The following is an 18306-nucleotide window of genomic DNA, read 5'->3' on the forward strand; positions in this document are numbered from 1 at the left end:
GGAGTCGCCATGAATCTGGCCAGCCCACGTTCGCTGTTTCTTCTGGCTTTCATCGGCTGTGTGCTGATGATGGTCGCTGCGCTGTATCTCGAGCATGTGGTCGGGCTGGCGCCATGCCCGTTATGTATCGTTCAGCGCATTTGCGTGATCGCCTTCGGCCTGGTCTGCCTTATCGCTGCGATTCATGGGCCGCGCAAAACCGGTCGCCGCGTCTATTCGATCCTGGCACTGCTGTTCGCGATAACGGGTGGCGCCACGGCCGTGCGTCAGATCTGGCTGCAGAACATACCGGCTGATCAGTTGCCGGCGTGCCTGCCCAGCCTCGAATACATGATGGATGCGCTGCCTTTCCAGGACATCGCCCGGCTGGTGCTTCACGGTACCGCCGAATGCGCCGAGGTCAGCTGGACATTGCTGGGCATGAGCATTCCGGAGTGGACCCTGCTGGCATTCATCGCGATGGGCCTGTTCTGCCTTTGGCAGCTGCTGCGGCGCGACTGAGGCCTTTTTGTCGAAACAGGCGAATGATCGCTGCGCTTGGTGGTCAATGGACCAGAGCGAAGCGATCCGGTCTTGCCTTGCCTGGATGATTTTCGTCCAGGCGGCTTGATGCTTCGGTCGCCGCAGCTTAGTCTGCGCTGGCGGCAACGGTTATCCGCCGATTTCGCTGCCACTCACCCAAGGCCGATACCCCAAGACAACAAAACGTCTCGGAAGGCGCAATAAGCATCATCGATTAGGGAAGTGAGGTCATCATGCTCGAGAGCTGTCGGAACGCCCAGGAACGCTGGGGAGGTGTACACCTGCTGATCGACCGCTGGCTGCAGGAACGCCACGCACTGATCAACGCATTCGATGGGCTGCATGGCGACGCCGCCGCAAGTCGCCCTGCCTTGCAAAAATTCTGCGAAATCCTGCTCGACTATGTGTCGGCTGGACATTTCGAGATCTACGAGCAGCTGCTCAACGAGGCCGAGGCGTTCGGTGACAAGCGCGGCCTCGAGCTTGCTCGCCAGATCTACCCGCGCATCGAAGCCATTACCGAAGTGGCGGTGGTTTTCAATGACCGTTGCGATAGCGGCGATTGTCTGGATAGCCCAGGCCTGCCTGACGAGCTGAAGCGTTTGGGGCAACTGCTGCATGAGCGCTTCGAGCTCGAAGACTGCCTGATCGAGGTGCTTCACACCGCTCACAAACAGACCGCCGCGCTGGCCTGATACCAGTCGGTGAGTTCGGTCATATCGCATACGACGGTCGGTAGCTGAGCGCGCGGACCGTCCAACATGGCAGCGCCCATCTCATCAGGAGGCATGTTCATGCCTGCGAAGAAAAACTCGATCACGACGCCACTGCATCTACTGCAGCAGCTGTCCCAGAGTCTGGTTGCTCATCTGCAAAAGGCCTGCAACGAGGCGCAGAGGGACGCCGAAGTGCTGCTGGCCAAGCTTGAAAAGCAGCGCGGCAAGACGCAGGAAAAAGTCATCAAGGCGCGCGCCAAGCTCGATGAAGCGGGTGATGCGGGTAAATCGAAGGCGCAGAGCAAAGCCCGCGCCAGGCTGGCCGAGCTGGATGACATGCTTGCCGTATTGCAGGCGCGGCAGAGTGAAACGCTGGGCTATCTGTCGGAACTCAAGCGCGACGCCGAACAGAGCCTGAAACTCGCCCAAGGCATCACCGATGTTGAGAAGGCGGCCGCCCAAGCTCTGGCTACGCGCCAGAAGCCCGCTGCCGTGACCCGCAGCAAGGCGCCCACCGAGGCGACCAAACCAGCTGCAGCCGAGGCCGCGCCAGCCAAGCCGGCTGCTGGTAAAGCGGTTTCAGGCACGGTTTCGTCGCGTCCGGCTGCAAGCCGCTCCAAACCCGCCGTCAAGACTGGCAGCACCACGGCAAAACCGGCCGAGGCCAAGGCGCCGGCTACCAAAGCGTCAGCTGTCGAGGCAACGAGCGCTCCGCGCCGTCCTGCCAGCAAACCGGCATCCGCTGCAAAGCCCGCGTCGGCAGCCTCCAGACCCGCTGCGGCGAAGAAGCCAGCCCGCAAGCCGGCGGCCAAGCGCGAAACCTCAACTCAATCGCCGCCGGTTGCGAGCTGAGAGCCAGCCACACGCCTAAGGGTTTCCCAGAGTGCTTGTTTCTCGCCGCTGAGGCCGGCACAGAGCGGGCCCAGCCAGTTGGTTCGCTCGCTGCCTTTCGGCCAAGGCTGCGTCGCCGATTGCAGGCGCTGAAGCTGGATATGTTCGGCGTCCAGCTCAAGCGCTTTCACTCGTTCACGCAGCCCAGCGAGCGCGTAGTCCGTCGCAGCCTGTTGGCGCCAGCTCTGGCGGAGAGTGCGTAACGGTGCGACCACCATGGCTCGCCAGTCATCGCTGAGGTCTTTCAGCTGTCTCAGCCGTGCGTCATCACATGCGACGCCGCGGCGTTCCAGCCAGGCGCCGGTCAACAATAGGCAAACATCCGCGCCGGCGGCCTGCAGTTCGAGGCAGGCCGCTTCGATGCCGGGCTGCTGGTAGCAGCTGAGGGCGAAAGACCAGAGATCGTCACGTTTCATGGGTGTCGGTTTTTTTCGTGAGCAGCCGGATGGATTTCCGGGCGACCTGATAAACTCCGCCGCCATTATGATCCGACTACAGAACCTGACTCTACAGCGCGGTCCCCAGCGGTTGCTGGAAGGCGCCGAGCTGACCCTGCATCCTGGCCAGAAGGTCGGGCTGGTGGGTGCCAATGGCGCTGGAAAATCCAGCCTGTTCGCACTGTTACGCGGCGAATTCGCACCCGACGGCGGCGACTGCCAGTTGCCGCCGGACTGGCGCATCGCCCACATGCGGCAGGAGGTCGATACGCTCGACCGTCTCGCCGTGGATTATGTCCTTGATGGCGACGCCGAGCTGCGTCGCGTGCAGGCCGCACTGATTGCCGCCGAGGCCGCCCATGACGGTACCTCGCTTGCGCGCCTGCATACCGAGTTGGACAACGCCGACGGTTACAGCGCCGACGCGCGGGCGCGTAAGCTGCTCGCCGGACTGGGCTTTGCCAACGAGCAGATGGACCTTCCGGTCAGCAGCTTTTCCGGTGGCTGGCGGATGCGTCTGAATCTTGCGCAGGCGCTGATGTGCCCATCCGATCTGTTGCTACTCGACGAGCCGACCAACCACCTCGATCTGGATGCCATCCTCTGGCTCGAATCTTGGCTGAAGAGCTACCCCGGCACGCTGATGCTGATTTCCCACGACCGCGACTTTCTCGACGAGGTGGTCGGCAACGTGGTGCATGTCGAGCAACGTAAGCTGATGCTCTATCGCGGTGGCTATTCAGCCTTCGAGCGGGCTCGCGCCGAGCGCCTGGCGCAGCAGCAGCAAGCGTTCGAGAAGCAGCAGGCGCAGCGCGAGCACATGGAAGACTTCATCCGGCGCTTCAAGGCCAAGGCAAGCAAGGCACGCCAGGCGCAGAGCAGGATCAAGGCGCTGGAAAAGCTCGAGGAACTGGCGCCGGCGCATATCGATTCGCCGTTCGACTTCGCTTTCCGTGAGGCGGACAAGGTCTCCAGCCCGTTGCTGGATCTGGCCGAAGGCCGCCTCGGCTACGGTGACAAACTGGTGCTGGACAAGGTCAAGTTGCAGTTGGTGCCCGGTGCGCGAATCGGTCTGCTCGGCCCGAACGGTGCGGGCAAGTCCACCCTGATCAAAACGCTGGCTAACGAACTGCAACCATTGGGTGGCCGCCTGCAGCGCGGTGAGAATCTGGTGATCGGCTATTTCGCCCAGCATCAGCTCGATGCGCTGGACCCGAAGGCCAGCCCGTTGTTGCACTTGCAGCGCATTGCACCGGGTGAACGCGAACAGCTGTTGCGCGATTTTCTCGGCGGCTTCGATTTCCGCGGCAATCGCTGTGACGAGCCGGTCGTCAATTTCTCCGGCGGCGAAAAGGCCCGTCTGGCGCTGGCGCTGATCGCCTGGGGCAAGCCCAACCTGCTGCTGCTCGACGAACCGACCAACCATCTCGATCTGGAGATGCGACTGGCGCTGACCTTGGCGCTGCAGGATTTCGAGGGTGCCGTGTTGGTGGTGTCGCATGATCGGCATCTGCTCAAGAGCACCACCGACGAGTTTCTGCTGGTGGCCGATGGGCGAGTCGTCGCGTTCGACGGTGATCTCGAAGATTACGCGCGGTGGCTGGTGGATTACCGTGCCCGTCAGCAACCCACTAGCGCCACCGAGTCCTCCGCAGACAAGACCGATAAGCGTGCTTTACGTCAGGCTGCCGCCGCGTTGCGCCAGCAGCTTGCGCCGCTCAAACGTCAGTCCGACAAGCTCGAAAAGGATCTGGCCGGGGTTCAGGAAAAGCTTGCCGCGCTGGAACAGCGCCTGGGTGATGCCGCCGTCTATGAGGCGGCGCGCAAGGAAGAATTACGCGAATTGCTAGCCAATCAGGCGGAACTGAAGGCTCGCGAGGGCGAGCTGGAGGAGGCCTGGCTGACAGCGCTGGAGGCGCTCGAAACCTTGCAGGGGCAGCTGGAGGGCGGCGCATGAACGAGCAGTTGTTGATTCTTTCGCAGGAATGGGGGGACCAGCTACTACTGGGCCTGCAGGTTCTGCTCATTCTGTTGGTCGCCTACGCCTTGCAGCGTTTCGTAGTGCGCGCGCTGACGCGGCTAGGCAGCCGCTATCCGCTACCGCCTGAACTGCTGCTGCCGCTGCGTGGCGGCATTCGCTGGTTCATCATCGGCGGCGCGCTGATCATGGTGCTAGAGCGCTTCGGTGTCTCGGCGACGGTGCTCTGGACTGCCTTCTCCGGCTTCGTGGCGGTGGCCGCCATCGCCTTCTTCGCTATCTGGAGCGTATTGTCGAACCTGCTTTGCGCCGTGCTGATCATGACCGTCGGGCCCTTCCGCCTGGGTGATCTGGTGGAGCTGGTTGAGAGCTTCGACAAGCCCATCGTCAAAGGGCGCGTCATCGATATAAACCTGCTCTACACCACCCTCGAAGAGGTGTCCGAAAACGGAACTGGCGCAATCGTCCAGGTGCCAAACAGCTTGTTCTTTCAGAAGGTCGTGCGCCGCTGGCGCGGGACCGACATACAAACGCCTAATCACAGCACTCACGAGTAGCACCTATGGAATGGCTTAGCAGCCCCGAAATCTGGGTCGCGTTTCTGACCCTGACCGCCCTGGAAATCGTCCTCGGCATCGACAACATCATCTTCATCTCCATTCTGGTCGGCCGCCTGCCGAAGGAGCAGCAGCCCAAGGCTCGCTTCTTCGGGCTGGCCCTGGCCATGGGGACGCGGATCCTGCTGCTGCTGTCGATCACTTGGGTCATGCGCCTGACCAACGATCTGTTCACGATCTTTGGGCATGGCGTGTCCGGGCGCGACCTGATTCTGTTCTTCGGTGGTCTGTTCCTGTTGTTCAAGAGCACCATGGAAATCTGGCACAGCGTCGAAGGCGAAGAAGGACAGGAAGGCACTACCGGCGGTGCGGTCAAGGCTGGATTCGTCGGCATCATTCTACAGATCGCGGTAATCGATATCGTCTTCTCGCTGGACTCGGTGATTACGGCGGTGGGTCTGGTGGACAACGTGCAGGTGATGATCGCCGCGATCGTCATCGCCGTCGGTGTGATGATGCTGTCTGCCAGCACCATCAGCGACTTCATCGAAAAGCATCCGACTCTGAAGATTCTCGCATTGTCGTTCCTGATCGTGGTCGGCACCCTGCTGATCGCCGAAGCCTTCGGCGCTCACGTGCCCAAGGGCTACGTGTACTTCGCCATGGCATTCTCGCTGACGGTCGAAGCGCTCAATATCCGGATGCGCAAGGCAATGAATCGCAAGCTGAAAGACCCGGTCAAGCTTGGCAAGGACATGCCGGACTGAGGATGAACAACCGGCTGCATTCAGGTGCAGCCGTTGCCTGAGGCTCAAATCATGACGTTCGAAAGCTGGCTTGCATACTTCGCAGCCTGTTGGGTCATCAGCCTGTCACCGGGCGCCGGAGCTATCGCCTCGATGTCCTGCGGTTTGCAGTACGGCTTTTGGCGCGGCTACTGGAACGCCATTGGTTTGCAGATCGCCTTGGTGTTGCAGATCGCAGTGGTGGCGGCCGGTGTCGGCGCGGTGTTGGCGACCTCATCGCTGGCCTTCAGCCTGATCAAATGGTTTGGTGTCGCCTATCTGCTGTGGCTCGCGCTGAAGCAGTGGCAGGCGCTGCCGGAAATGCTCGATGACAGCGCGGCGCCACGGCCCATCGGGCGACCGCTGACGCTGGTGCTCCGGGGTTTTCTGGTCAATGCCAGCAATCCCAAGGCCATCGTGTTCATCCTGGCCGTGCTGCCACAATTTCTCGATCCGCAGCGCGATTTGGTGATGCAGTACCTGCACATGGCCGCGACCATGGTGGTGGTCGATCTGATCGTCATGGCGGGTTACACCGGTCTGGCGGCGAAGGTGCTGCGCTTGTTGCGTACGCCGCGTCAGCAGCGTCTGGTCAATCGCAGCTTTGCCGCCATGTTCGCCGGCGCGGCGGCATTGCTGGCGACAGTGCGGCGGGCCGTGGTGTGACAGTCGCCAAACTTTTGCGGGTGTGGGTCGATGCCGATGCCTGTCCCAAGGCAGCCAAAGAGCAGCTGATCAAGTTCGCGCTCAAGCGTAAGTTCGACGTCTTGCTGGTAGCGGGGCAGAGCCAGATCAAGCCGGCCTTCGCCTGTATTCGCCTGATCGTGGTTCCGAGCGGCCCGGACGCCGCGGACGATTATCTGGTCGAGCATGCGCAGCCGGGCGAATTGGTAATCTGCAGCGATGTACCGCTGGCCGATCGCCTAGTCAAGAAAGGCGTGGCGGCCCTCGATCCGCGTGGTCGCGAGTTCGACGAGCGCAACATGGGCGATCGTCTGGCCGTGCGCAACCTGTTCACTGACCTGCGTGAGCAAGGGCAGGTCGGGGGTGGTCAGGCTGCTTATGGCGAGCGGGATCGTCAGGCTTTTGCCAACGCGCTGGACCGGTTGCTCACGCAGTTGATGAAAAGCCGATAACGGTGCCGAAGGCTTGACGGCTGGACGTGGAGGAGCAGCCTGACGCTATTAGCTCGAAGAAAAAGCTTGATGGGTCTGGCCGTAAACCAAACGCGTCCAGCTTCTCAGCCGCAAAGATAAGTGCCGGTGCCCACGGCGACCAATACGCCTTCCTCGTTGTGCAACTCGGAGCGAACCACGGCCACCTTGTTGCCGGAGCGCAGCAGCGTCGCGCTGGCGCTGAAGCGCTGGCCTCGTCCCGGTCGTAGATAGTCGATTCGCAGATCGATGGTGCCGAGCCGTGAAAGGCGGAGGGCGCGTTCCTCGGTGGTCAGATGCTGGTGCTTTTCGAATGCGCCGATCATGGCCATCGCACCACCGGCCACGTCGAGCAGAGAAGCGATCACGCCGCCATGCAGGATGCCATGGAAAAAATTGCCGACCAGTTCATTCTTCATCGGCAGATGCATCACCACGCGCTGGTGCGTCACTTCCTCCAGTTCGATACCCAGATGCTCGTTGAACGGAATGCGCTCGAAGAGCTGGCGCACGGCTTGTTGCTGCTCTTCGATGGTGTCGGGTGTGTGGGGCATGAGTTCGGCCTCTGTCAGATCGGCCAAAACTGCCGTAGCGAGGCAGGAATGAACAGGGGGGCGGCGGGAGCGCCGGTACGATTGGCTGTATAGCCATAGGCCGAACGAAAATCCCGAGCCTGAGCTCGGGATGAGGGGGGTGAGCCTGGTGCTTACTTGTGGGTGAGCTCCAGCACTCGGTCGACTAGTTTGTAGATGCCCGACGCCGCTTCGCTGATTGATTGCGCGAGCATGTAGGCGGGGGTCGTCACCAGATTGTGCCTGGAATCCTCGACGAGTTCGGTGACCTCGCAGGCTTGGTGCTCGATGCCCATTTCGCGCGCTGCGCTTGCGGCGGGATCGTCGTCATTGCCCAGCGTGCAGACTACGCCAGCGCCGAAGATCTGTGCCGCCATGGTGGGTGCGATGCACATCATGCCAACCGGCTTGCCGGCTTTCGCAAACGCCTGAGCCGCTGACAGCACATCCGGGAGGACCTTGCTGGCGGCGCCCTGAGTGGCGAAATCGGAGAGGTTCTTTGCCGCGCCAAAGCCGCCGGGCATGATCAGCGCATCGAACTCGTCCACATTCAACTCGCGCAGATCGCTGATTTCGCCGCGAGCCAGGCGGGCGGATTCGATCAGTACGTTGCGGCTCTCCGGCATCTCGTCGCCGGTCAGATGGTTGATCACATGCATCTGCGCGATGTTCGGCGCGAAGCAGCGAACCGTTGCGCCGCGTTGGTCCAGGCGCAACAAGGTGATCACGCTCTCGTAGATTTCCGAACCGTCGTAGACGCCACAGCCGGAAAGGATCACGGCGACTTTTTTGTTCATAGGGATACTCCTGGTCAGATTCAGCGGCCCGGAAGACGCCGGGCGAAAGTCTTCGATGCTAATCCCTGGCGGGGTTCAAAGGTAAGCCCGTACCCGGTGGCCTGAATTAAAAGCTAGCGGTTCAGTTCTGGCGGCGCATTTTGCTGACAGACCGCATGCAAAACTCATTCGCCAGTTTTTACACGAGCTTCAACGGCAGCCGGTTGTACTGTTGGATTCCTCGCCAGGACTGGTGTTCAGTCGAAGCCGGGGCTTGCGCGCAGGCTTTCAGCCAGACGGTTGCCCGATCAAAGCACTGGCAGTGCCTGCTTCGGCTGGCGACAATGAGGGCAACGCGCGGCGTCGTTTAACGGCGCTGTCATCAATCGGTCACGAAGTCGGCCTATAAACGTCATATTCGCCCGTTCTGCGGGCCAGGAGTTCGCTGTGAGTTTCGTTCCTGCCAATCGATTGTTTCCCGCTACTCGCCTGCGTCGTAACCGTCGTGACGATTTTTCCCGGCGGCTGGTGCGCGAACATAAGCTGAGCGTGGACGACCTGATTCTGCCTGTGTTCGTCCTCGATGGCGAAAATCGCCGCGAGCAGGTGCCTTCGATGCCCGGCGTTGAGCGTCTGTCCATTGATCTGTTGCTCGAAGAGGCAGAGGAATTGGTGGCGCTGGGCATTCCGGCGCTGGCGCTGTTTCCGGTCACGCCACTGGAGAAGAAATCCCTGGACGCGGCCGAAGCCTGGAATCCGGACGGCATCGCCCAGCGCGCCACGCGCGCACTGCGTGAGCGGTTCCCGGAGCTGGGCATCATCACCGACGTTGCGCTCGACCCGTTCACCACCCATGGCCAGGACGGCATTCTGGATGAGCAGGGCTATGTGCAGAACGATGTGACGGTCGATGCGCTGGTCCGCCAGGCGCTCTCCCATGCCGAGGCCGGCGCCCAGGTGTTGGCGCCGTCAGACATGATGGATGGGCGCATCCAGGCCATCCGCGAGGCGCTCGAAGTGGCCGAGCATCACAACGTGCGCATCATGGCCTACTCGGCCAAATATGCCAGCGCCTACTATGGCCCGTTCCGCGATGCGGTGGGGTCGGCCGGTAATCTCGGCAAGGGAAGCAAGAACACCTATCAGATGGACCCGGCCAACAGTGACGAGGCGCTGCACGAAGTGGGCGCCGATCTCTCCGAGGGTGCCGACATGGTCATGGTCAAGCCGGGCATGCCCTATCTCGACATTCTCTGGCGGGTCAAGGATGCCTTCCGCGTGCCGACGTTCGTCTATCAGGTCAGTGGCGAATACGCGATGCATAAGGCCGCCATCCAGAACGGTTGGTTGAGCGAGGCGGTGATTCTGGAGTCGCTGACCGCCTTCAAACGTGCCGGCGCCGATGGCATCCTCACCTACTTCGCCAAACAGGCCGCACAACAATTGAAACAGGGGCACTGAGCCCCTTCGAGGCAGACCCATGACCAACCAGGGACTCAGCGAAAGCGAATTGCAGCTTGCCAACAACGAGGCGCAACCCCTAGAGGAGCTGGCTGCGCCAGTTCCCGAGGTGGAGACGCAGGAGGAGGCGCCCGTACCGGCACCGCAGCCAGCGCCCAACCTGGACGACAACAGCCTCTATATCCATCGTGAGTTGTCGCAGCTGCAATTCAATATCCGCGTGCTGGAGCAGGCGCTGGATGAGTCCAATCCGTTGCTGGAACGGTTGAAGTTCCTGCTGATCTTTTCCAGCAACCTCGACGAATTCTTCGAGATTCGCGTCGCCGGGCTGAAGAAGCAGGTTACCTATGCCCGCGAACAGGCCGGCGCCGACGGGCTGCAGCCGCATCAGGCGCTGGCGCGGATTTCCGAGCTAGTCCACGAACAGGTCAGCCGGCAGTATTCGATCCTCAACGAAGTGCTGCTGCCGGAGCTGGCCGAGCACCAGGTGCGCTTCATTCGTCGCCGTCACTGGACGGTCAAGATCAAAACTTGGGTGCGTCGTTATTTCCGTGACGAAATCGCGCCGATCATCACCCCGATCGGGTTGGACCCGACGCATCCGTTTCCCTTGCTGGTCAACAAAAGTCTCAACTTCATCGTCGAACTTGAAGGCATCGACGCCTTTGGTCGGGACTCGGGACTGGCGATCATTCCGGCGCCGCGACTGTTGCCGCGAGTGATCCGCGTACCGGAAGAGGTGGGTGGGGCGGGCGCCAATCATGTATTCCTTTCGTCGATGATCCACGCGCACGCGGACGATCTATTCCACGGCATGAAGGTTAAGGGCTGCTATCAGTTCCGCCTGACGCGCAACGCCGACCTTTCGGTCGATACCGAGGATGTCGAGGACCTCGCGAGGGCGTTGCGCGGCGAGCTGATGTCCCGACGCTACGGCGATGCGGTGCGTCTGGAGGTAGCCGATACCTGCCCACCTCACCTGGCCAATTTCCTGCTCAAGCAATTCAGCCTCAGCGAGAGCGAACTGTATCGAGTGAACGGGCCGGTCAACCTGACCCGACTGTTCAGCATCACAGGGCTGGATAGCCATCCGCAGCTGCAATACATGCCCTTCACTCCGGCGATTCCAAAACTTCTGCAGAACAGCGAAAACATCTTCAACGTCGTCGGCAAGCAGGACATCCTGCTGTTGCACCCGTACGAATCCTTCACGCCGGTCATCGACCTGTTGCGCGAGGCGGCCAAGGACCCTTGCGTGCTGGCGGTCAAGCAAACGCTCTATCGCTCCGGCGCCAACTCGGAGATCGTCGATGCGCTGGTCGAGGCGGCGCGCAATGGCAAGGAAGTCACTGCGGTGATCGAGTTGCGTGCACGGTTCGACGAGGAATCCAACCTGCAGCTGGCCAGCCGCCTGCAGCAGGCCGGCGCGGTCGTCATCTACGGCGTGGTTGGTTACAAGACCCACGCCAAGATGATGCTGATCCTGCGCCGCGAAAACGGCGAACTGCGCCGCTACGCTCATCTAGGGACCGGCAACTATCACGCTGGCAACGCGCGGTTGTACACCGATTACAGCCTGCTGACCTCGGACGATGCGCTTTGCGAAGACGTCTCCAAACTGTTCAGCCAGCTGATCGGCATGGGCAAGACGATGCGCATGAAAAAGCTCCTGCACGCGCCGTTCACGCTGAAGAAATCGTTGCTTGACATGATCACGCAGGAAACCCAGCACGCCAGCGAAGGCAAGCCGGCGCACATCATTCTCAAGGTCAACTCGTTGACCGATCCGAAGATGATCCGTGCGTTGTACAAGGCTAGCCAGACGGGCGTGCGCATCGACCTGATCGTGCGTGGCATGTGCTGCTTGCGCCCGGGGATTCTGGGCGTCTCGCACAACATCCAGGTGCGCTCGATCATCGGACGCTTCCTCGAACACAGTCGGGTCTTTTACTTCCTCAACGGTGGCGACGAGAAACTCTACCTGTCCAGCGCCGACTGGATGGAACGCAATCTGGACCGTCGCGTCGAGACCTGCTTCCCCGTCGAAGGTAAGAAGCTGATCACGAGGGTGAAAAAAGAACTGGAAGGATTTCTGACCGACAATACCCAGAGCTGGGTGCTGCAGCCCGATGGCAGCTACGTGCGTAACAGTCCGAGTGGCAACCAGAACCCGCGTAACGTGCAGAGCGCTCTGCTGGAGCGCCTGGGTAGCCCGAGCGCGCGCTGACGCGCCCGGTGCGTGAGATCGCCGACGCTTGAGCTGCGCGCCCGCGTGATCGGGCGCGCGCTCAGCGTACCGTCAAGGTGAAATCAATGCGCTTCAGCCATTCCGCTTCCAAGGCGAAATCGGCCTGGGTCAACGGATTGTTTTCCAGCCAGCCGCTGGGAAAGGCCACGTCGAGGCTGTTGTCGTCAGCCTTGAGCGTGAACGCCGGTGCCTGCTGCGGCCCGCGGATGTGGTGGAACAGGATGGCGAACCGCAATAGCACGCAGAGGCGGGTCAGCTTCACGCCGTCCTCACTCAGCTCTTCGAACTTTTGCCTCGGTATGTTGCGACGATGCCCGCGCACCAGTAGCGCGAGCATTTGCTGATCCTGACGTGAGAAACCCGGAAGATCAGAGTGCTCGATCAGGTAGGCGCCGTGTTTGTGGTAATGGTAGTGCGCGATATCAAGGCCCACTTCGTGCACCCGAGCAGCCCAAGTCAGCAGCTCACGGTGCCAGTCCTCGACTAGCTCCCAATCGGCCGACACCTGGTCGAGCGCCTCCAGAGCTTTGCTTTCAACCCGCGCCGCCTGCTCGTTGTCGACGTGATAGCGCTCCATGAGAAAGCTCAGGGTGCGGCTGCGGATGTCTTCCTGATGATGGCGGCCGATGAGGTCGTAGAGCACGCCTTCGCGTAGCGCGCCCTCGGAATGCGCCATGCTGCTGAGTTCCAGCGCATCGAACGCCGCTTCAAGGATGGCCAGGCCTGCGGGAAAAATGCTGCGACGATCCGGCTTGATGCCGTCCATGTCGATCCTGTCTACATCGCCCAGCTTGAACAGCTTGCGCTTGAGCCACCCCAGTCCTTCGCTGGTCACCTGGCCATTGCTCAACCCCGCGCCTTTGATCGCCAGACCGATGGCGCGAATGGTGCCGGACGCGCCGACCGTATCCTGCCAGCCGAGCCGGCGCAGACCATGCTCGATGCTCATCAGCTCAAGTCGTGCCGCCGTGTAGGCTTGGGCATAGCGCGCAGCGGTGATCTTGCCGTCACGGAAGAAACGCTGGGTGAAGCTCACGCAACCCATCTGCAGGCTCTCGCGCAGAAGCGAATCGAAACCCTCGCCGATGATGAACTCGGTACTGCCGCCGCCGATATCGATGACCAGCCGCTTGCCGGGCGCCGTCGGGAAGGTGTGCGACACCCCGAGATAGATCAGTCGCGCTTCTTCCCGGCCGGAAATCACTTCGACCTGATGATTGATGATCGTCTCGGCCTGGCGGATGAACAGCGCTCGATTGCGAGCTTCGCGCAGGGCGTTGGTGCCTACCACACGCACCGAGCCTTGAGGCAGATGATTGACCAGTTGCGCGAAGCGGCGCAGACAATCGAGGCCGCGCTGCATGGCGGCATCGTCGAGCATTCGGTTCTCATCGATGCCGGCGGCCAATTGAACCTTTTCACCGAGCCGCTCAAGGATGCGCATTTCGCCGTTGCTGATGCGGGCCAGCACCATGTGGAAGCTGTTGGATCCGAGATCGAGGGCGGCGATCAGTGGAGAGGGTTCGGCGGCTGGTGGGGGCATGGCGCGGTCTCTGTGCAAAACCCCGACATCCTGACATGATCATCGGCATCCGCCAACGCGCAGCGCCTTCACGTAGGGCCCGATTATCGGCCACAGGGCTTGTAATTCGTCGCCGTGCCCCGATTGACCAAGTAACAGGCTGCGACTTTCGGTCCGCATCAAGCCGGGCTATGATGGCGTCACTTTCAGTTTTGACCCTGGAGAACATCCATGAGCGAATACATCAACAATGTCAGCGACAGCAGTTTCGAGCAGGACGTGCTCCAGGCAGATGGCCCTGTGCTGGTCGATTACTGGGCCGAGTGGTGTGGTCCATGCAAGATGATCGCTCCGGTACTCGATGAGATCGCCAAGGATTACGAGGGCAAGCTCAAGGTCTGCAAGCTGAACATCGACGAGAATCAGGAAACCCCGCCGAAGTATGGCGTTCGCGGCATTCCGACACTGATGCTGTTCAAGAACGGCAACGTCGAAGCCACCAAGGTTGGCGCTTTGTCGAAGTCGCAGCTGGCTGCGTTTCTCGACAGCAACATCTGAGTTAGAGAAGCGCCGCTATCCAAAGCCCCCGCAAATGCGGGGGCTTTTTTCTTGCGGCAGGGTGGACGCTTCGTCTGCGCGGTGCTAAATTCGGCCCCGCGACGCTTCTTCCGTCGCCCTCTGCATGCCGTCGCCGACGCACTTCAGCCTCATAAAGCACAACGAATCTGTTCGTATCCTGCTGCGCGGCTTCTAAAGCTAATCGCTTTCTTCATCCTTCCTGATCTCTTTCTATGAATCTGACCGAACTTAAGCAAAAGCCCATCACCGAACTGCTGGAAATGGCCGAACAGATGGGCATCGACAACATGGCCCGTTCGCGTAAGCAGGACGTGATTTTCTCTCTGCTGAAAAAGCACGCGAAAAGCGGCGAGGAAATCTCCGGTGATGGCGTGCTGGAGATTCTCCAGGATGGCTTCGGCTTCCTGCGCTCCGCGGATTCGTCATACCTCGCCGGCCCTGACGACATCTATGTCTCGCCGAGCCAGATCCGCCGCTTCAACCTGCGCACCGGCGACACCATTGTCGGCAAGATTCGTCCGCCTAAAGAAGGCGAGCGTTATTTCGCGCTGCTCAAAGTCGATACGATCAATTTCGACCGGCCGGAAAACGCCAAGAGCAAAATCCTGTTCGAGAACCTGACGCCGCTGTTCGCCAACAAGCGGCTGACGATGGAAGCCGGAAACGGCTCCACCGAAGACCTGACCGGCCGGGTGATCGACCTCTGCGCACCGATCGGCAAGGGTCAGCGTGGCCTGATCGTCGCTCCGCCGAAAGCGGGCAAGACGATCATGCTGCAGAACATCGCCAGCAACATCACCCGCAATAACCCCGAGTGCCACCTGATCGTCTTGTTGATCGACGAGCGCCCGGAGGAAGTGACCGAAATGCAGCGCACCGTGCGCGGCGAAGTGGTCGCGTCCACCTTCGACGAGCCGCCGACTCGCCACGTGCAGGTCGCCGAAATGGTGATCGAGAAGGCCAAGCGCCTGGTCGAGCACAAAAAGGATGTGGTCATCCTGCTCGATTCCATCACCCGTCTGGCGCGCGCCTACAACACTGTTATCCCAAGCTCTGGCAAGGTGTTGACCGGTGGTGTCGACGCCCATGCGCTGGAAAAGCCCAAGCGCTTCTTCGGCGCCGCGCGCAACATCGAGGAAGGCGGCAGCCTGACGATTCTCGCCACCGCGCTGGTGGAAACCGGCTCGAAGATGGACGAGGTGATCTACGAGGAATTCAAGGGCACCGGTAACCTCGAGCTGCAGCTGGACCGCCGCATCGCCGAGAAACGTGTGTTCCCTGCCATCAACATCAACCGCTCGGGCACTCGTCGCGAAGAGTTGCTGACCAGCGAAGAGGAGCTGCAGCGCATCTGGATTCTGCGCAAGCTGCTGCACCCGATGGATGAAAGCGCCGCCATCGAGTTCCTGCTGGACAAGCTCAAGGACACCAAGACCAACGATGAATTCTTCATGTCGATGAAGCGCAAGTAAGCGTCTGGTCGTGCCACCGAGGCCGGGGAAACCCGGCCTTTGTCTGTCTGCAGGTTTTGGAATCGGCCGCGCCAAGGCTAAACTCTGCGCCTCGACACTTGCCGGCCCATGCGAGGCTCAAGCATGCAGTATCGCGATTTGCGCGACTTTATCAGTGGCTTGGAACAGCGCGGCGAACTCAAGCGCGTTTCGGCCGCCGTCTCTCCCGTTCTGGAAATGACTGAAGTATGTGACCGCACTCTGCGTAAGCAGGGCCCGGCGTTGCTTTTCGAAAATCCGACCGGCTTCGACATGCCGGTGCTGGGCAACCTGTTCGGCACGCCCAAACGCGTCGCGCTCGGTATGGGCGCCGAGGAAGTCTCGGAACTCCGTGAGATCGGCAAGCTGCTGGCCTTTCTCAAAGAGCCGGAGCCGCCGAAAGGCCTCAAGGATGCCTGGAGCAAGCTGCCGATCTATAAGAAGGTCATCAGCATGGCGCCCAAGGTGCTCAAGGATGCGCCCTGCCAGGAAGTGGTGATAGAAGGCGAGGACGTCGATTTGTCCGCGCTGCCGGTACAGACCTGTTGGCCGGGCGATGCCGCGCCGCTGATTACCTGGGGCCTGACCATCACCAAGGGACCGAACAAGGATCGGCAGAATCTGGGTATCTATCGTCAGCAGGTGATTGGCCGCAACAAGGTCATCATGCGCTGGCTCAGCCATCGCGGTGGTGCGCTGGATTACCGTGAGTGGTGCGAGAAATATCCCGATCGACCCTACCCGGTCGCGGTGGCACTTGGCGCAGACCCGGCCACCATTCTCGGCGCCGTCACGCCGGTACCCGATTCGCTCTCCGAATACGCCTTTGCCGGCCTGTTGCGCGGCAGCCGCACCGAGCTGGTGAAATGCCGCGGCAGCGATCTGCAGGTCCCGGCCGGTGCCGAAATCATTCTCGAAGGGCACATCTATCCCGGCGAGATGGCCGACGAAGGGCCCTACGGCGACCACACCGGCTATTACAACGAAGTGGATCGCTTCCCCGTATTCACCGTCGAGCGCATCACCAAGCGTCGCGATGCGATCTACCACAGCACCTACACCGGCCGCCCGCCGGACGAGCCGGCGATCCTTGGCGTGGCGCTCAACGAAGTCTTTGTGCCGATTCTGCAGAAGCAGTTCCCGGAAATCACCGATTTCTACCTGCCGCCCGAAGGGTGTTCCTACCGCATGGCGGTGGTGACCATGAAGAAGCAGTACCCCGGCCATGCCAAGCGGGTGATGCTCGGCGTGTGGAGCTTCCTGCGCCAATTCATGTACACCAAGTTCGTGATCGTTACCGACGACGACATCAATGCCCGCGACTGGAACGACGTGATCTGGGCGATTACCACACGGATGGACCCGAAGCGCGATACGGTGATGATCGAGAACACGCCCATCGATTACCTTGATTTTGCCTCTCCGGTATCCGGCCTCGGCAGCAAGATGGGGCTCGACGCCACGCACAAGTGGCCGGGTGAGACCAGCCGCGAGTGGGGTCGCGCCATCGTTCAGGATGAGGCGGTCAAACGCCGGGTCGACGAACTCTGGGCTGAGCTGGGCATCGACTGATGACCCGTAGCCGTTATTTCAGGTTTTTGCATAGATGAAAGTTACGCTACAACCCTCTGGTGCCGTGCTTGAAGTCCAGCGGGGCGAGCTGATACTCGACGCTGCCCGGCGCCTGGGCTACGACTGCCCGCAGGCCTGTCGCAACGGTAACTGTCTGGTCTGCGCGGCCTTGCTGGTCAATGGTCGGGTGCGCCAGCGTGGTGTAAGTCAGGATCATGGCGAGGTTTTCGCCTGCCTGGCCGAGCCTGAAGAGGATTGCGTCCTGCTATGGGACGGCGTGCTTGCCCCAGGCGAGCTGCCGGTACGGACGTTCAGCTGCCAGTTGATCAGTTGCCAAGACGTGGGCGGCGACGTGTTTCGGCTGCTGCTCCGCGCGCCTGCAGGCAAGCCGCCGCGCTATCACGCCGGACAGTACTTGCTGCTGAAGCGCGAAGACGGTGAATTCAGCGCCTTTTCCCTGGCGTCTGCGCCGGGGAGTGGACGTGAACTGGAATTGCACGTGCTGGCACGTGAGCCGTCGACGATCAGTTTGCTTGATTTCATCAGGCGCCAAGGGATGGTCAGCGTGCAGATGCCGTTCGGCGACACGCATCTCGCCGAACTCCCGAATGGCCCGCTGGTGCTGATCGCGGCCGGAACCGGCATGGCGCAGATGCACAGCCTGATCGAACATTGCCGGGCCGAGGGCTTCGCCCATCCGGTGCATCTGTACTGGGGCGTGCGCCGTCCGGAAGATTTCTATCAGCTACCCCACTGGGATGAGTGGCGGCAGATGCCCAATCTGTTTCTCCACCAAGTGGTCAGCGACGTCTGTGGCTGGCAGGGGCGTTGCGGCATGCTGCACGAAGCGGTATGCGAAGACTTCAGCGATCTCAAGTCGGTGCATGTCTATGCCAGCGGCTCGCCGGCAATGATCTACGGCACGCTGGATGCGCTGGTAGAGGCGGGGATGGACGCGACGCAGATGCGCGCCGATGTCTTCGCTTACGCGCCGCGGGAAGGCTAGAGCCGCTATTTCGCGGCTCTTGTGTGTCTCGGGCGACGCC

At 61.2% G+C, this 18306-nt stretch carries 18 protein-coding genes; 14 read left to right on the forward strand and 4 right to left on the reverse strand.

Annotated elements, in window-relative coordinates:
• Nucleotides 1-9 precede the first annotated feature (9 nt).
• The 3 genes from V6943_RS06615 to V6943_RS06625 all read left to right on the forward strand — a co-directional run bounded on the left by V6943_RS06615 (nucleotide 10) and on the right by V6943_RS06625 (nucleotide 2090).
• Nucleotides 10-501: a disulfide bond formation protein B gene (locus V6943_RS06615; RefSeq protein ID WP_340552946.1), complete on the forward strand. Its 492-nt coding sequence runs from the start codon at nucleotides 10-12 to the stop codon at nucleotides 499-501.
• 254 nt (nucleotides 502-755) lie between these two features.
• Nucleotides 756-1217 (forward strand): sigma D regulator, encoded by a 462-nt coding sequence (gene rsd / locus V6943_RS06620; RefSeq protein WP_131651763.1) that lies wholly within the window; start codon nucleotides 756-758, stop codon nucleotides 1215-1217.
• A 99-nt stretch (nucleotides 1218-1316) separates the two neighbouring features.
• Nucleotides 1317-2090: an AlgP family protein gene (locus tag V6943_RS06625; protein WP_340552947.1), complete on the forward strand. Its 774-nt coding sequence runs from the start codon at nucleotides 1317-1319 to the stop codon at nucleotides 2088-2090.
• On the opposite strand, the gene V6943_RS06630 is transcribed toward V6943_RS06625, so the two are convergent.
• Nucleotides 2066-2545, reverse strand: coding sequence for a TIGR02444 family protein (locus tag V6943_RS06630; protein ID WP_131651765.1), 480 nt, complete (start codon nucleotides 2543-2545; stop codon nucleotides 2066-2068). The genes V6943_RS06625 and V6943_RS06630 overlap by 25 nt on opposite strands.
• A gap of 67 nt (nucleotides 2546-2612) precedes the next feature.
• On the opposite strand from V6943_RS06630, the gene V6943_RS06635 reads away from it, so the two are divergent.
• Genes V6943_RS06635 through V6943_RS06655 form a run of 5 tightly spaced genes read left to right on the forward strand, consistent with a single transcriptional unit; the run spans nucleotide 2613 to nucleotide 7022 of the window.
• Complete coding sequence (locus tag V6943_RS06635; RefSeq protein WP_340552948.1) at nucleotides 2613-4523, forward strand: ATP-binding cassette domain-containing protein; 1911 nt, start codon at nucleotides 2613-2615, stop codon at nucleotides 4521-4523.
• Complete coding sequence (locus V6943_RS06640) at nucleotides 4520-5101, forward strand: mechanosensitive ion channel family protein (protein WP_131651767.1); 582 nt, start codon at nucleotides 4520-4522, stop codon at nucleotides 5099-5101. The genes V6943_RS06635 and V6943_RS06640 overlap by 4 nt, the downstream gene beginning before the upstream one ends.
• A 5-nt stretch (nucleotides 5102-5106) precedes the next feature.
• Nucleotides 5107-5868, forward strand: coding sequence for a TerC family protein (locus V6943_RS06645; protein WP_340552949.1), 762 nt, complete (start codon nucleotides 5107-5109; stop codon nucleotides 5866-5868).
• Between the two features lie 51 nt (nucleotides 5869-5919).
• A complete protein-coding gene (locus tag V6943_RS06650; RefSeq protein ID WP_340552950.1) occupies nucleotides 5920-6552 on the forward strand; it encodes a LysE family transporter in 633 nt (210 codons plus the stop codon).
• A 14-nt stretch (nucleotides 6553-6566) separates the two neighbouring features.
• Complete coding sequence (locus tag V6943_RS06655; RefSeq protein WP_131651857.1) at nucleotides 6567-7022, forward strand: YaiI/YqxD family protein; 456 nt, start codon at nucleotides 6567-6569, stop codon at nucleotides 7020-7022.
• A 104-nt stretch (nucleotides 7023-7126) separates the two neighbouring features.
• Here V6943_RS06655 and V6943_RS06660 read toward each other — a convergent pair whose 3' ends face one another.
• Together V6943_RS06660 and elbB are read right to left on the reverse strand one after the other, a co-directional pair.
• Nucleotides 7127-7594 (reverse strand): thioesterase family protein, encoded by a 468-nt coding sequence (locus tag V6943_RS06660; protein WP_340552951.1) that lies wholly within the window; start codon nucleotides 7592-7594, stop codon nucleotides 7127-7129.
• Between the two features lie 152 nt (nucleotides 7595-7746).
• Complete coding sequence (elbB, locus tag V6943_RS06665; protein WP_131651771.1) at nucleotides 7747-8409, reverse strand: isoprenoid biosynthesis glyoxalase ElbB; 663 nt, start codon at nucleotides 8407-8409, stop codon at nucleotides 7747-7749.
• 426 nt (nucleotides 8410-8835) lie between these two features.
• On the opposite strand from elbB, the gene hemB reads away from it, so the two are divergent.
• Nucleotides 8836-9849 (forward strand): porphobilinogen synthase, encoded by a 1014-nt coding sequence (hemB, locus tag V6943_RS06670; RefSeq protein WP_131651772.1) that lies wholly within the window; start codon nucleotides 8836-8838, stop codon nucleotides 9847-9849.
• 19 nt (nucleotides 9850-9868) lie between these two features.
• Entirely contained in the window at nucleotides 9869-12076 is a 2208-nt protein-coding gene (gene ppk1 / locus V6943_RS06675; protein WP_131651773.1) for a polyphosphate kinase 1, read from the forward strand.
• Between the two features lie 61 nt (nucleotides 12077-12137).
• Here the strand turns inward: ppk1 and ppx are convergent, their stop codons facing one another.
• Entirely contained in the window at nucleotides 12138-13640 is a 1503-nt protein-coding gene (gene ppx / locus V6943_RS06680; RefSeq protein WP_131651774.1) for an exopolyphosphatase, read from the reverse strand.
• 210 nt (nucleotides 13641-13850) lie between these two features.
• Between ppx and trxA the strand changes: the two genes are divergently transcribed.
• The 4 genes from trxA to V6943_RS06700 all read left to right on the forward strand — a co-directional run bounded on the left by trxA (nucleotide 13851) and on the right by V6943_RS06700 (nucleotide 18266).
• Complete coding sequence (gene trxA, locus V6943_RS06685) at nucleotides 13851-14177, forward strand: thioredoxin TrxA (protein WP_021207111.1); 327 nt, start codon at nucleotides 13851-13853, stop codon at nucleotides 14175-14177.
• Between the two features lie 233 nt (nucleotides 14178-14410).
• Complete coding sequence (gene rho / locus V6943_RS06690) at nucleotides 14411-15670, forward strand: transcription termination factor Rho (protein WP_131651775.1); 1260 nt, start codon at nucleotides 14411-14413, stop codon at nucleotides 15668-15670.
• A gap of 123 nt (nucleotides 15671-15793) precedes the next feature.
• Entirely contained in the window at nucleotides 15794-17260 is a 1467-nt protein-coding gene (gene ubiD, locus V6943_RS06695) for a 4-hydroxy-3-polyprenylbenzoate decarboxylase (protein WP_340552952.1), read from the forward strand.
• A 34-nt stretch (nucleotides 17261-17294) separates the two neighbouring features.
• Nucleotides 17295-18266, forward strand: coding sequence for a CDP-6-deoxy-delta-3,4-glucoseen reductase (locus tag V6943_RS06700; RefSeq protein WP_340552953.1), 972 nt, complete (start codon nucleotides 17295-17297; stop codon nucleotides 18264-18266).
• Nucleotides 18267-18306 lie beyond the last annotated feature (40 nt).

This window comes from Pseudomonas sp. CBC3 (genome assembly GCF_037967085.1).
In the GTDB taxonomy this organism is placed as follows: domain Bacteria; phylum Pseudomonadota; class Gammaproteobacteria; order Pseudomonadales; family Pseudomonadaceae; genus Stutzerimonas.